This window comes from Aureimonas sp. OT7 (assembly GCF_014844055.1).
GTDB classification, from domain to species: domain Bacteria; phylum Pseudomonadota; class Alphaproteobacteria; order Rhizobiales; family Rhizobiaceae; genus Aureimonas; species Aureimonas altamirensis_A.
Genome location: NZ_CP062167.1, coordinates 112,413 through 124,564 on the forward strand (window position 1 = coordinate 112,413; position 12,152 = coordinate 124,564).

Here is a 12,152-nt window from a genome sequence, read left to right on the forward strand (position 1 = left end):
GATGAACGCAGTCGCCATCGGGCCTTTCGTCTTCGCACCCGACCGCTTCGCCGCGATCCTCGCCATCGCCGCCTTTCTCCTGCTGAGCGAGATCCTCGCCCGCAAGGTCGATCAGCGCTTTTCGTCCTGGGCCTGGGGCGCGACCGTCGCTTTCGTGGTCGGCGCGCGCGTCGGGCACGTCATCCAGCACGCGAGCAGTTTCCTCGCCGAGCCGCTGCGCGTATTCTACATGTGGCAGGGCGGCTTCATGATCGAAGCCGGCATTGCGCTGGCGTTCGCCTACACGTTCTTTCGCTTCCGGCGCGAATTGCGGCTCACATTGTGGACGGCCCTGCCGAGCGCCGCTGCGGCCTATGTCGCGTTCTTCGTACTGCAGCTCAGCGCCGGCGTGCCGGCGACACCGCTGCCGACCGGAGACATCTACCGCACGCTGGCCGGAGAACGGTTCAATCCAAGTGAACTCGAAGGTCAACCTGTGGTCATCAACCTGTGGGCGACGTGGTGCCCGCCCTGCCGCCGTGAAATGCCGATGATGGCGGACGTTGCCGCAAATACGGACGCTGCCGAACTTGTCTTCGTCAACCAAGGTGAAGGCCAGGAGATCATTCAGCGCTACCTCACAGCCGAGAATCTTGAGCTTGAGCATGTGGTGCTCGACGGACTCGGTGAGTTCGGTCGTCATTACGAGGTACCGGGCCTGCCGGCTACGTTGTTCCTCAAGAGCGACGGGACGCTGCAATCGGTACACATGGGCGAGATCTCAAGAGAAGCCCTCGTGAGCGGCATTCAAGGTCTCGAATAGCCGCCGCAGGTCCGGCACGGCTGGCTTTTGCTGACGACCGTGACGAAGCTGCGACCATCCTCATGATGTTTTGTCATGCAATCCTCATTGAGCCTGCCATTCTCGGACGCTATTGGGCAAGGCAACAGGTCTTAGGGCCTTTGATCGAGACGAGCCTTAATTGTCTCCATCTGCTCGATCTCGCTGCGCTGGGCTGCGATGATTTCTTCGCAAAGCGTCAGCAATTCAGCATCGCGCAGGTCTGCTTCCCGGCACATGAGGATCGCGCCCGAGTGGTGCGGGATCATCGAATCGATGAACTGCCCGTCACCGATCAGGGTTTGGCTTCGTGTGGCTGCGAATGAGGCGATCGTCAAGACGAGGAAGACGGCGTAGAGGGTGATATTGAGCCCTTTTCGCGGAAACATGCCGGGCATCGTTGCCAGCATGAAGATGCCCATCGGCGCCCACATGGTCACGGCCATGTAGAACATGTTGAGATTGTTTCGGAAATCTTGAAATCCGTCGATCATCGAGAACATGACGACGTACATGACGATCAGGCCGAGCGCCATGTTGATCCAGAACATCAGGTAGGGACGTCCTTCGCCGTGATCGGCGTGTTCGTGCTTGCCATTATGGGACGATTGGGTCATCTCGTGGCTCCTTGGTTTTCGCTTAATGTCCGAGACCGATGCCCATGGGCTTGAGTAGCATCCAGATCGCCATTCCGACCATCATCAGGTTCTCCGTCAGCGAGACGAAGCCGAGCGGAACGTTGCTGTCACCGCCAACGCAGGCGCATTTGAGTTCGCGCTTGTCGATATAGACCGCCTTGAAGACCGATACGGCTCCGACAGTGCCGATGAAGAGGGCAACGGGGATCGACAGCCACATCAGCGCGCCGGCCATCATCAGGATGCCCGCCAGCGCTTCGGCGAACGGATAGACGTAGGAGTAGCGCACCCAGCGCTGGGCGAACAGATCGTAGTTGAGGAACATGGTAGCGAAGCTTTCCACGTCCTTGAGCTTCTGCAGGGCGAGCAGACACATGGCGATGGCAATGAACCATTCTGCCGCCGCAACGGTCGCAAGGGTACCGAACGCGGCCCAACTCGTCGCTAGCGCCATCAACGCAGCCATCGCGAACAACGCGATCACCGGCGTATAGGTGGTGGCGTCCTTGTCCTTTACCTCCTTGCCGAAGAAGGCGAGAAGATCGTCGTAGCCGCCGATGCGATTGCCGCCGATAAAGGTCTGCGGTGTGGTGTCGACGCCGTGCGTTTTCTTGAAAGCATCGATCTCGGCGCGCGACGTCAGCTCATGATCGTTGACCTCGTAGCCCTGCCGTTTCAGGAGGTCGAGCGATTTGAGACCGTAGGGACAGGTATGTTCGTGGGTCACCATCCTGTGCAGGTCGGCGCGTTTTGCGGTGGAAGTGGCCATGTCGTCAGTCCTTCGATTTCAGAGTTTTGCTTTTGCGAACACCTCGACCAACTCGCTGAATTTGCGGCGTTGCGCGTCCGCATCACCTGCCGCTATCGCTTCCTCGACACAGCAAGCGGCGTGGGTCTTGAGGATTTCGGTCTCGACCTTGGCCAGCGCCGCCTTGATGGCGTGGATCTGATGCAGGATATCGATGCAGTAACGGTCATCGGCCACCATCTGGCTGACCCCTCGCACCTGTCCTTCGATTCGCTTGAGCCTCGCGCGGAGGGCTTTGTTGTCCTTCTGGCACATGGCCGTAAAATACCCCGTATGGGTATATTTAAGGTTCGAGAGCCATCTTGGTTCCCTCCGATCAAAAAATCTCGCCGGCGCTTTCTGTCTGCTTTGCACCATTGTCGCGATCATCAGTGGGGTTGACCTTCCAATGGTTGGAACCCTCATCTTGGAGGGCCAAACGAAGGAGATGGACATGAAGATCAGAGCCGAGAATCTGATCGCCGCAGTTGGAGAGCTTCGGGTCGGGTTGCTTGCGGTCAGGGATCTGGCCGATACGCTGTTATCCCTGGTCGAGGCCCGCGGACGCATCACCATTTTCGAAACAGGGTTCCAGACGTGGTTCAGCGTCCACGCGAGCCGTTTGCCTTGACCGAAGGCGCACCGATGGGGCGCTTGTCGCCTTCGCGGTGGCAACCGTCCTCGTGCTGATGACCGGCAAAGGAAAAGGGCGGAATTGATCCGCCCTTCACCGTCTCATTGGCTGCGCTTGGCCAGCCATTCCTGCATCTGCGCGATTTCCGCCTCCTGGGCGGAGATGACCTCCTCAGCAAGTGCTCGCACCTCGGGGTCTGATCCGTGTTCGAGAACGACACGAGCCATGTCGATGGCGCCCTGGTGATGGGGGATCATGCCGCGCATGAAATCCTCATCCGCATCGCCCGTAAACTCGATCGCCATATCGGCATGCATCTTGTCGTTGACTTGCTGGTAGGCGCGAATGACAGGGTTATCCGAAGGCGCGGTGGCGCCGTGTCCGGCATGTTCGCCGTGATTCATGGTCGCTCCTTGGCCTTGCTCGTCCATCTGAGACTGTGCGTAGGCGAGTCCGCCAGCAATGACGAACGCGCCGGCAATGAAGATCGGGGTGAGCTTGTTCATGACACAGCTCCTGGTCAGTTTACAGTTGCAGGATAGCCGGCTTCTTCGAGAACCTGCTGAATAGCCCCCGCACTAGCAGTCGTCTCAACCTTGACCGCCCGCGCCTCCGGATTCGTCTCCACCCTGGCGGTGGGGTCGACTGACTGGATCGCCTTGGTGACGGATTTTGCGCAGCCACCGCAGGTCATGTTCTCGATTCTGAGTTCCATGAGAATTCTCCTTGTTTGGTCTCACGTTGCCAAATGTGGGGCTTCCAACCATGGGAAGGTCAATGGCGATTTTTCTCTGTTTGTCCTCTTGACCTTCCCATGGTTGGAAATCCCATCTTCTGTCCGAACTGGAATTTCGGGACAAAAAAGGAGGCGGCTATGAATGCCCCCGTTCGAGCAACAGACCTGTCTGGAACGATATCACTCCCCATTGAGGGGATGACCTGTGCATCCTGCGTAGGTCGTGTCGAAAGAGCCCTCAAGGCCGTGCCTGGCGTCGCCGATGCGGTCGTCAATCTGGCGACCGAAAAGGCGAGCATCACCACGAACGCTGCGGTCGATCCTGCCACTCTCGTCAAGGCCGTGGAGGATGTAGGCTATGAGGTTGCGGCAAGCTTCTCCGCGCCGACGGCAGCCTCGCTTGAAGTGGCGATCGAGGGCATGACCTGCGCATCCTGCGTGGGACGCGTCGAAAAGGCGCTCAAGGCCGTACCCGGCGTCACTAATGCCGTCGTCAACCTCGCGACCGAGAAGGCCACGATCCAGGGCAGCGCCGATGCGGCGGCTTTGGTGGCTGCCATCGAGGGCGCGGGATACGACGCCAGGGTGATCGCCACGGCGGCAGGAACCAGCCAGGGCGAGACGGATGATCGTACCGAAAAGAAGGAAGCGGAACGTCGTGAACTGACCCGCGATTTCACCATCGCGGCGGTGCTGACGGTGCCTGTCTTCATCCTGGAGATGGGCTCACACGTCATTCCGGGCATGCATGACCTGATCGCTTCAACCATCGGCATGCAGACGAACTGGTATATCCAGTTCGTGTTGACGACCATCGTCCTGTTCGTTCCGGGTATCCGCTTTTACGACAAGGGGCTGCCCGCCCTGTGGCGGCTCGCCCCCGACATGAACTCGCTGGTCGCGGTCGGCACGCTCGCCGCCTATGGCTATTCGCAGGTCGCGACCTTCGCGCCCGGTTTCCTGCCTGCCGGAACGGTGAACGTCTATTTCGAGGCTGCCGCCGTCATCGTGACGCTGATCCTGCTCGGCCGTTTGCTGGAGGCTCGTGCCAAGGGACGCACCTCCGAGGCGATCAAGCGTCTCGTCGGCCTTCAGGCCAAGATGGCGCGCGTGCGCAGGGACGGCAAGACGATCGAACTGCCGATCGACGCCGTGCTGTCGGGAGACATCGTCGAGGTTCGTCCCGGCGATCGCATCCCGGTGGATGGCGAGGTCATCGAAGGCCAGAGCTATGTCGACGAATCGATGATCACGGGCGAACCGATCCCGGTGTCCAAAACGAATGGCAGCGAGGTCGTGGCCGGAACGGTGAACCAGAAGGGCGCCTTTGCCATCCGTGCGACGGCGGTCGGCGGCAACACGGTGCTGTCGCAGATCATCCGCATGGTCGAGGAAGCGCAAGGCTCAAAGCTACCGATCCAGGCGCTGGTCGACAAGGTCACGATGTATTTTGTGCCGGCGGTGTTTGCGGTAGCGATCCTCACCTTCGCCGCATGGATGTGGTTCGGCCCGTCGCCCGCGCTGACCTTCGCTCTGGTCAATGCCGTCGCCGTCCTGATCATCGCCTGCCCCTGCGCCATGGGTCTGGCGACGCCGACCTCGATCATGGTGGGCACGGGCCGCGGTGCGGAACTGGGCGTGCTCTTCCGCAAGGGCGAAGCGTTGCAGCTGCTCAAGGACGCCAGGGTCGTCGCCGTCGACAAGACGGGCACACTGACCGAAGGCAAGCCTGCGCTCACCGATCTGGAACTGGCCATCGGATTCAACCGGGCAAATGTCCTCGGTTTGGTTGCGGCCGTCGAAGCGAAGTCGGAGCATCCGATCGCCCGTGCGATCGTGGATGCGGCCGCCGGGGAGGACATCCCGCTGCCGGCCGTGTCGGACTTCGAGTCGGTGACGGGTTTCGGCGTCAAGGCCATGGTCGGCGGCAGCCAAGTCGAGATTGGCGCTGACCGCTACATGGCAGACCTCGGCCACGACGTAGCTGCCTTCGCCAAGATTGCCGAACGTCTCGGCAATGAGGGCAAGTCACCGCTCTATGCCGCCATCGACGGCAAGCTCGCGGCGATTATCGCCGTGGCCGATCCGATCAAGGAGACGACGCCCGCAGCGATCAAGGCGCTGCACGATCTCGGCCTCAAGGTCGCGATGATCACCGGCGACAATGCCCGCACGGCAAAAGCCATCGCGGCTCGGCTGGGGATCGACGAGGTGGTGGCGGAAGTGCTGCCGGACGGCAAGGTCGACGCTGTACGCCGCCTCAAAGCCCAGCATGGCAAGGTCGCTTTCGTCGGCGATGGCATCAACGACGCTCCGGCGCTGGCCGAAGCGGATGTGGGCCTTGCCATCGGCACGGGTACGGACATTGCCATCGAGGCAGCCGACGTGGTGCTGATGTCGGGCAGCCTGCAAGGCGTGCCGAACGCGATCGCACTGTCCAAGGCGACGATCGGCAACATCCGGCAGAACCTGTTCTGGGCCTTTGCCTACAACACGGCTCTGATCCCCGTTGCCGCCGGTCTGCTCTATCCGGCCTACGGCATCCTGCTGTCGCCGGTCTTTGCCGCCGGCGCGATGGCCCTGTCGAGCGTCTTCGTCCTCGGCAACGCGCTGAGGCTCAAGACCTTCCGCGCGCCCGCGCAGGCGGAAAGCGGCGCAGTCCGGCCCCGTCAGCCTGAACTTGCGCCTGCGGAATGAGAAACAGGCGAGCCTGCTTCGGCAGGCTCGCCACATGTAAAGGAATGAAGCGATGACCAATACGGGAACTCCGTCAGTGGTGCTGTATACCACGCCAACCTGCCCCGATTGCCATGCCGTCAAGCGATGGCTTGCTGACCAGGGTGTCCCATTCGAAGAGCGTGACCTGTCAGATCCGCAGATCGCCGAAGAGGCGAAAGCGCGGACCGGCGTGCGCGTTGCCCCGATCACGATTGTCAACGAACAGGTCTTCTATGGCACCTTTGCTGACCAGAAACCTCGTCTGGCGGAAGCCCTGTCATCGGGCGCCGCCTGAGGGAGATTGTCATGGGAAGACAAATCGAAATTCGGCAGGCGGGGCGCATCATCGACGTGCCGGATGGCCGAACCATTCTGGAGAGAGCGCTAGAAGAAGGGATCGCATATCCTCATGGATGCCGTTCGGGCCGCTGCGGCTCGTGCAAGTCCCGACTGGTCAGCGGCGAGGTCGATCTTCTGCCGCACACGCGCTTTGCCCTGACGGACGATGAGCGGTCTCAGGGACTGATCCTTGCATGCCGCGCGCAGCCGCTCACGGATTGCACGGTCGCATGGCTCGATGAGGAGGAAGAACAGCTTGATCTTCCCGTCCGCACCTATCGCACGCGGGTTGTCGCGATCGATGACGCAACCCACGACATCCGGCAAATCAGGCTGGAGGTCGAAACGGGAGAGGCCGTCGCGTTCAAGGCGGGCCAGTATGCGCAGGTGACGTTCGATGGCGTTCCGGCGCGCGACTATTCGATGGCGAACCAGCCGGGTCGAGACCATCTCGAATTCCACATCAGGCATGTGCCCGGTGGAGCGACGAGCGAACACGTCGCCAGGTCACTCAAGGTCGGCGACGAGGTTTCGGTTCGCGGGCCGCTCGGCAGTTCGTTTCTGCGCGAACAGCATACGGGTCCAATTCTGGCGGTCGCCGGCGGATCGGGACTGGCGCCGATCAAGTCGATTGTCGAAACGGCGCTGGCAAGCGGCCTGCGGCAGCCGATCCATCTCTATTTCGGGGCACGGACGGAACGTGATCTCTATCTCGTCGATCATTTCAGTCTTCTGGCGAGCACCTACGACAACCTCACCTTCATGCCCGTGCTTTCGGAGGTGAGCCGATCCGATCACTTCCGAACCGGCCTGGTAACGGATGCGATCGTGAGTGACGTGCAGGACCTCAATGGCTGGAAGGCATATATGGCCGGACCGCCTGCCATGATCGATGCTTCCGGCATCATGCTTCGCGAACTGGGCTTGCGCGGCGAGGACATACATGCGGACGTGTTTTTTACGCCCGAAGAAGCGCCTACATAAGTCGAAGAAAGGAACCAGCGATGAACATCGGTAAAGCAGCGGCGGCATCAGGCGTCTCGGCGAAGATGATCCGCTACTACGAATCGATCGGATTGATCGCGGAAGCGTCGCGGACGGATAGCGGATACCGGGATTACTCCGATAAGGACGTGCATACGTTGCGTTTTATCAGGCGTGCGCGCGATCTCGGTTTCTCGGTCGAGAAAATGACGGAACTGCTTGCGCTCTGGCGAGACCGAGACCGGGCGAGCGCGGACGTCAAGCGCGTGGCGCTCGAGCATGTCGAAGAACTTGAACGGAAGGCGCGTGAACTCAGGGAGATGAGCATGACGCTCAAGCACCTTGCCGAGAACTGCCGGGGCAATGCCCGGCCGGACTGCCCGATCATCGATGAGTTGGCGACGACTGATGACCCTGAGACCAGCCCCACACACACCCGCGATCGTTCCGGCGCGACAGGGAACAGGTTCGAGCACACGAGGCCCGTCGTGTCGGCGAAGGCGGAAAGAAGCGGTCACGGTGCCAGGGAGCAATAGCCATGACGCTTGCCGGCGAAATCCTGCACCTGTTCAAACGGGCATGTTCGGACGGCGACATGGAAGTTGCCGAGAAGCTATTGCAGGCTCTTGAACTGATTGATGCGCGAGGGCTCGGCGTCGCAGCTTCGCACAAGCCGTTGTCTCAAGCTTATCTGGCTATCGGAGAACTTCCTGTGCCTCCGAAAAAATGTCAGCGGCATCACTAGGACATCATCCGTTCAATGAGGCCCAAGGATGGATGAGCCGGAAACGGGACGGGTCAATGCCGACTTCGCAGGTCAACAACTGCCCGCGTAGGCGGGACTCCGAAACTCAGCGGCGGCGGGAGACCTCCTCCTGATATCCGCGCTCTCGTTCCGGCCAAGTACTCTTAATAAAAGCGAGGACAGCCCGGATCTCGCCGTCGCTCAGGGCATCGGCAAAACCAGGCATGTCGCTCTCATAGCTCCCTCCGACGATGGCCGCTGTACCCTCCTTGACGATGCGGAACAGCATCTCATCGGCATGGTGCCAGGTGTGGCCGCTCTCGTCGTGCGGCGGTGCGGGCAGCCGACCGGAGGGAGGCGGCGAGCGCCAGTCCGGCTGCCCTTCGAGATTCGCACCGTGGCAAGACGCGCATTGATCCGCATAGACTTGTCGGCCCTGCTCGACGACCTCCGCTGATGCCGCAGCGATGGATTCGGAACGGGCGTAATGCCACCCAGCCAATGTCGCCACGATCGCACCTGCGAGGAGCGACCCTGCCCAGAATGTATTTAGGAGCTTCTTTCGCATGGCACGCATGTTCAGTAACGAGGAATTGCAACGCACGAGATGGCAAGGAGGATTTGCCAGTGGTGCGACACCATTTGCAATAGACATTCCGGTGAGTAGTACCTATCGTTCCAGTATGTTTGCGCGCGTTGTCTCCATGCTTGCCATAATCGGCGTCGCCGTCATGACGATGGCATTCTCCGCGCACGCGGCACGAATGAGCATACCGCCGGAACAGGCTGTGCATGTGGGCGAGATTACAAACTCTGCAGCCGGCATTGAGCCTGCATGCACCAGCAAACACTGCGGATCGGCAGACATGGATGCGGGAACCTGTGAACTGGTTTGTGCAGGTTTTTCAATCTTTCTCGTATCACCGAGCGGTGGTTCTGGAAACCAATACACGTCAACCGCCTATGTTCTGCCGCCTGATGCCAGCATTCCCGGTCGGGCGCTCGGACTGAACGAACGCCCTCCGAAGATCCGTCTCCTCTGATCGCGCCCGGGCATTCGGCCCGCGGCCTTCCGACAGCTTTGAGGAACGGGACTGCGGTCCCGAGGAGACGACCATGAATACCCTTTCACGACGCGGCTTTCTCGCCGCTGGCGCGGCCATGCTGGCCTACGCTCAGGTGCCCCGGATGGCGGCAGCGCAGGACGCCACGCCGCTATCGCTTCGCGCCGCCAGCCGCACGCTCGACATCGACGGACGCGCCGCCACTGTCTGGGGCCTTGCCGGGCCATCCGGACAGGGCCTGACACTCGATCCCGGCATGCCGTTCCGGGTGGATCTAACGAACGAACTCGACACCGCCACACTGATCCACTGGCACGGCCAGATCCCGCCCAATGCGCAGGATGGCGTGCCCGACATGCCCTTGCCGATGCTCGCCCCCGGCGAGACTCGCGCCTATGACTTCGCACCGCTGCCCGGCACCTATTGGATGCACGCGCATGTTCCGCTGCACGAGATGCGCCTTCTGGCCGCGCCCCTGATCGTGCGCAGCGCCGAGGATGTCGCCGCTGACCGGCAGGAGGTGGTACTGTTTCTGCATGATTTCTCATTCAAGGCACCCGAAGAGGTGATGGCGGAGATCAAGTCCGGCCATGGTGCCACGGGCAATCACGGAAGCGGCACAGGCACAGGCACGGGCGGAATGTCAGGTATGAACCACGGCGCGATGGGAAACATGCCGATGACTGGCATGGATCACGGCGCCAAGGGCGGCATGATGGGAATGGGGACCATGGACGGCATGACGATGGACCTCAACGACTACGACTGGGACGCCTATCTTGCCAATGATCGTACGCTCTCGGACCCGGAAGTGGTGCAGGTCGAGCGCGGCGGGCGTATCCGCCTGCGGGTCATCAACGCCGCTGCGGCGACGGTGTTCTGGCTCGACACCGGCGAAGCGCAGGCCCGGCTCGTCGCGGTTGATGGCCATGCCGTTCAGCCGCTCTCCGGCACGAGGTTCGGTCTGGCCATGGGCCAACGGCTCGACCTTGAGATCGACCTGCCTTCGGAGGGCGGTGCCTGGCCGATCCTCGCGCTGCGAGAAGGCGCGCGGGAGCGCACCGGTCTGATCCTTGCCACTCCGGGCGCCGAGATACGGCACATTGATGCTTTGGCAGAGACCGAAGCACCGGCCTTTGACACCGACCTTGCGCAGGAGACGCGCCTGATCGCTTCCGAATCCTTGCCGGAGCGGCCGGTGGACCGCAGCCACATGGTGATGCTGGGCGGCTCGATGCAGCCCTATGTGTGGACGATCAACGGTGCCGTCTGGGGCCAGCATCGCGCGGTTACCGCGAGGCGCGGCGAACGGATCGTGCTGTCCTTCCACAATATGTCGATGATGGGTCACCCGATGCATCTCCACGGCCATGTGTTCCAGGTCGTCGGGCTGAATGGACGTGCGGTCACGGGCGCGCAGCGGGACACGGTGTATGTGCCGCCGATGTCGATGGTCGACGTGGCACTCGATGCCGGAGAAGCCGCGCGCTGGATGCTGCATTGCCATCACATGCCGCATCTTGAAACAGGCATGATGACCGAATTCGCGGTCAGCGCATAGGCAGCGTGCTGGCAGGAGGACGCCGGCACCGGCGTCCTCCTGTGCAACAAGGAGGTGAACCCTATGTCAATGTCTCACGGCGGTCATGCCGGCCACATGCCGGCGAGTGGTGATCGCAAAGCGCTCGTCATTTCGGGCTGGCTTACCGGCCTTTACTTCATCGTGGAACTCGGGATCGGCATCTGGACGGGCTCAGTCGCCGTCATGTCGGATGCCTTCCACACCTTCTCGGCCGTGGGCGGCGTGCTCATTGCGCTGGTCGCCATGCGTCTGGGTGAGCGAAAATCCAGCCCCTCGCGCACCTTCGGCTACATTCGGGCGGAGATCCTGGGGGCCCTCTTCAACGGCCTCTTCCTCGTCGCCATGGCTCTCTACGTGCTGTGGATGGGCGCGATGCGCCTCATGGAGCCCATCGAACTGGCCACGACGCCGATGTTGATCGCCGCAGCGGGCGGCATCGCCACCGAGCTTGTCGCGCTCTGGCTCATGTACGAGCGCCAGAAGGACAACCTGAATATGCGGGGTGCGTATTGGCACATCCTGCAGACCTTCGTCGGCAGCTTCCTCATCATCGTCTCGGCGCTGGTGATCCGATTCACGGGCTTTGTGGCCATCGATCCGCTGCTTGGCATGGCCTTCGGACTGCTGCTGCTCTGGGCTTCCTGGGGTATTATGCGCGAGGCATTGCACATCCTGCTGCAAGGCACGCCCGAAGACCTCGACTTGGAGGCCGCCATCGAGGCCATACGGCAGCTAGAGGGGGTTACCGACGTGCACCACGTCCATGCCTGGAGTCTGACATCCGGGCGCAATGTATTCTCAAGCCACGTCTGCGTTGGGGACTTTCAGGAAGGCGAACGGGTGCTGCGACAAGCAAGCAATCTCCTGCGCGAGCGTTTCAACATCTACTTCTCGACGTTGCAGATCGAGGAATACTGCCTCGACGGCGAGGACTCTGCGGCCGAGATTGACATCATGCAGTCTCAGACGGGGCAAGAACGGACCAGCATCGGAAAGATCCACGACAATCACTGATTGGCAGGAACCCCGGATTCCGATCACCTCTTGACCTTCCAACGGTTGGAAGGCGCAGAATAGGCGAAGAGCAAGCTTAGGATAAGACGCC

The 12,152-nt window shown here is 61.4% G+C and carries 16 protein-coding genes; 10 read left to right on the plus strand and 6 right to left on the minus strand.

Annotation, left to right across the window (positions count from 1 at the left end):
- The first annotated feature begins 1 nt into the window (after position 1).
- Entirely contained in the window at positions 2-802 is an 801-nt protein-coding gene (locus IGS74_RS00560; protein WP_012092689.1) for a TlpA disulfide reductase family protein, read from the plus strand.
- Between the two features lie 131 nt (positions 803-933).
- On the opposite strand, the gene IGS74_RS00565 is transcribed toward IGS74_RS00560, so the two are convergent.
- Genes IGS74_RS00565 through IGS74_RS00575 form a run of 3 tightly spaced genes read right to left on the minus strand, consistent with a single transcriptional unit; the run spans position 934 to position 2,521 of the window.
- On the minus strand, positions 934-1,437 hold the full coding sequence (locus IGS74_RS00565) for a DUF305 domain-containing protein (protein ID WP_012092688.1): 504 nt from the start codon (positions 1,435-1,437) through the stop codon (positions 934-936).
- A gap of 22 nt (positions 1,438-1,459) precedes the next feature.
- On the minus strand, positions 1,460-2,227 hold the full coding sequence (locus IGS74_RS00570) for a glutaredoxin family protein (RefSeq protein WP_012092687.1): 768 nt from the start codon (positions 2,225-2,227) through the stop codon (positions 1,460-1,462).
- Positions 2,228-2,245: 18 nt separating this feature from the next.
- Entirely contained in the window at positions 2,246-2,521 is a 276-nt protein-coding gene (locus tag IGS74_RS00575; protein WP_028034411.1) for a metal-sensitive transcriptional regulator, read from the minus strand.
- Between the two features lie 178 nt (positions 2,522-2,699).
- Between IGS74_RS00575 and IGS74_RS00580 the strand changes: the two genes are divergently transcribed.
- The gene (locus IGS74_RS00580) at positions 2,700-2,876 is read left to right on the plus strand and encodes a hypothetical protein (protein ID WP_156122387.1); all 177 of its coding nucleotides are present in this window, start codon (positions 2,700-2,702) and stop codon (positions 2,874-2,876) included.
- Between the two features lie 104 nt (positions 2,877-2,980).
- Here the strand turns inward: IGS74_RS00580 and IGS74_RS00585 are convergent, their stop codons facing one another.
- Together IGS74_RS00585 and IGS74_RS00590 are read right to left on the minus strand one after the other, a co-directional pair.
- Complete coding sequence (locus tag IGS74_RS00585) at positions 2,981-3,385, minus strand: DUF305 domain-containing protein (protein ID WP_012092685.1); 405 nt, start codon at positions 3,383-3,385, stop codon at positions 2,981-2,983.
- 14 nt (positions 3,386-3,399) lie between these two features.
- Complete coding sequence (locus tag IGS74_RS00590; RefSeq protein WP_012092684.1) at positions 3,400-3,594, minus strand: heavy-metal-associated domain-containing protein; 195 nt, start codon at positions 3,592-3,594, stop codon at positions 3,400-3,402.
- Positions 3,595-3,753: 159 nt separating this feature from the next.
- Between IGS74_RS00590 and IGS74_RS00595 the strand changes: the two genes are divergently transcribed.
- Genes IGS74_RS00595 through IGS74_RS00615 form a run of 5 tightly spaced genes read left to right on the plus strand, consistent with a single transcriptional unit; the run spans position 3,754 to position 8,401 of the window.
- On the plus strand, positions 3,754-6,312 hold the full coding sequence (locus tag IGS74_RS00595) for a heavy metal translocating P-type ATPase (protein WP_192388686.1): 2,559 nt from the start codon (positions 3,754-3,756) through the stop codon (positions 6,310-6,312).
- Between the two features lie 52 nt (positions 6,313-6,364).
- Positions 6,365-6,628: a glutaredoxin family protein gene (locus tag IGS74_RS00600; RefSeq protein ID WP_012092682.1), complete on the plus strand. Its 264-nt coding sequence runs from the start codon at positions 6,365-6,367 to the stop codon at positions 6,626-6,628.
- Between the two features lie 11 nt (positions 6,629-6,639).
- Positions 6,640-7,656, plus strand: a complete 1,017-nt coding sequence (locus IGS74_RS00605) for a 2Fe-2S iron-sulfur cluster-binding protein (protein WP_012092681.1) — start codon at positions 6,640-6,642, stop codon at positions 7,654-7,656.
- A 20-nt stretch (positions 7,657-7,676) separates the two neighbouring features.
- Complete coding sequence (gene cueR / locus IGS74_RS00610; RefSeq protein WP_012092680.1) at positions 7,677-8,192, plus strand: Cu(I)-responsive transcriptional regulator; 516 nt, start codon at positions 7,677-7,679, stop codon at positions 8,190-8,192.
- A 2-nt stretch (positions 8,193-8,194) separates the two neighbouring features.
- Positions 8,195-8,401, plus strand: a complete 207-nt coding sequence (locus IGS74_RS00615; RefSeq protein WP_028034408.1) for a hypothetical protein — start codon at positions 8,195-8,197, stop codon at positions 8,399-8,401.
- 106 nt (positions 8,402-8,507) lie between these two features.
- Here the strand turns inward: IGS74_RS00615 and IGS74_RS00620 are convergent, their stop codons facing one another.
- On the minus strand, positions 8,508-8,969 hold the full coding sequence (locus tag IGS74_RS00620; protein ID WP_028034407.1) for a cytochrome c: 462 nt from the start codon (positions 8,967-8,969) through the stop codon (positions 8,508-8,510).
- On the opposite strand from IGS74_RS00620, the gene IGS74_RS00625 reads away from it, so the two are divergent.
- The 3 genes from IGS74_RS00625 to IGS74_RS00635 all read left to right on the plus strand — a co-directional run bounded on the left by IGS74_RS00625 (position 8,968) and on the right by IGS74_RS00635 (position 12,061).
- A complete protein-coding gene (locus IGS74_RS00625; protein ID WP_197057541.1) occupies positions 8,968-9,444 on the plus strand; it encodes a hypothetical protein in 477 nt (158 codons plus the stop codon). The two genes, IGS74_RS00620 and IGS74_RS00625, sit on opposite strands and share 2 nt — an antisense overlap.
- A 73-nt stretch (positions 9,445-9,517) precedes the next feature.
- Complete coding sequence (locus IGS74_RS00630) at positions 9,518-11,026, plus strand: multicopper oxidase domain-containing protein (RefSeq protein ID WP_192388687.1); 1,509 nt, start codon at positions 9,518-9,520, stop codon at positions 11,024-11,026.
- Positions 11,027-11,089: 63 nt separating this feature from the next.
- Positions 11,090-12,061 carry a cation diffusion facilitator family transporter gene (locus tag IGS74_RS00635; RefSeq protein ID WP_012092677.1) on the plus strand — a complete coding sequence of 324 codons (972 nt, stop codon included), beginning with the start codon at positions 11,090-11,092 and terminating at the stop codon, positions 12,059-12,061.
- The last annotated feature ends 91 nt before the right edge of the window (positions 12,062-12,152 follow it).

What these genes read in the sequence shown, in the direction of transcription:
- IGS74_RS00560 (WP_012092689.1), top strand. Translation starts at nt 2, where the DNA reads ATGAACGCAGTCGCCATCGGGCCTTTCGTCTTCGCACCCGACCGCTTC.
- IGS74_RS00565 (WP_012092688.1), bottom strand. Translation starts at nt 1,437, where the DNA reads ATGACCCAATCGTCCCATAATGGCAAGCACGAACACGCCGATCACGGC.
- IGS74_RS00570 (WP_012092687.1), bottom strand. Translation starts at nt 2,227, where the DNA reads ATGGCCACTTCCACCGCAAAACGCGCCGACCTGCACAGGATGGTGACC.
- IGS74_RS00575 (WP_028034411.1), bottom strand. Translation starts at nt 2,521, where the DNA reads ATGTGCCAGAAGGACAACAAAGCCCTCCGCGCGAGGCTCAAGCGAATC.
- IGS74_RS00580 (WP_156122387.1), top strand. Translation starts at nt 2,700, where the DNA reads ATGAAGATCAGAGCCGAGAATCTGATCGCCGCAGTTGGAGAGCTTCGG.
- IGS74_RS00585 (WP_012092685.1), bottom strand. Translation starts at nt 3,385, where the DNA reads ATGAACAAGCTCACCCCGATCTTCATTGCCGGCGCGTTCGTCATTGCT.
- IGS74_RS00590 (WP_012092684.1), bottom strand. Translation starts at nt 3,594, where the DNA reads ATGGAACTCAGAATCGAGAACATGACCTGCGGTGGCTGCGCAAAATCC.
- IGS74_RS00595 (WP_192388686.1), top strand. Translation starts at nt 3,754, where the DNA reads ATGAATGCCCCCGTTCGAGCAACAGACCTGTCTGGAACGATATCACTC.
- IGS74_RS00600 (WP_012092682.1), top strand. Translation starts at nt 6,365, where the DNA reads ATGACCAATACGGGAACTCCGTCAGTGGTGCTGTATACCACGCCAACC.
- IGS74_RS00605 (WP_012092681.1), top strand. Translation starts at nt 6,640, where the DNA reads ATGGGAAGACAAATCGAAATTCGGCAGGCGGGGCGCATCATCGACGTG.
- cueR (WP_012092680.1), top strand. Translation starts at nt 7,677, where the DNA reads ATGAACATCGGTAAAGCAGCGGCGGCATCAGGCGTCTCGGCGAAGATG.
- IGS74_RS00615 (WP_028034408.1), top strand. Translation starts at nt 8,195, where the DNA reads ATGACGCTTGCCGGCGAAATCCTGCACCTGTTCAAACGGGCATGTTCG.
- IGS74_RS00625 (WP_197057541.1), top strand. Translation starts at nt 8,968, where the DNA reads ATGGCACGCATGTTCAGTAACGAGGAATTGCAACGCACGAGATGGCAA.
- IGS74_RS00620 (WP_028034407.1), bottom strand. Translation starts at nt 8,969, where the DNA reads ATGCGAAAGAAGCTCCTAAATACATTCTGGGCAGGGTCGCTCCTCGCA.
- IGS74_RS00630 (WP_192388687.1), top strand. Translation starts at nt 9,518, where the DNA reads ATGAATACCCTTTCACGACGCGGCTTTCTCGCCGCTGGCGCGGCCATG.
- IGS74_RS00635 (WP_012092677.1), top strand. Translation starts at nt 11,090, where the DNA reads ATGTCAATGTCTCACGGCGGTCATGCCGGCCACATGCCGGCGAGTGGT.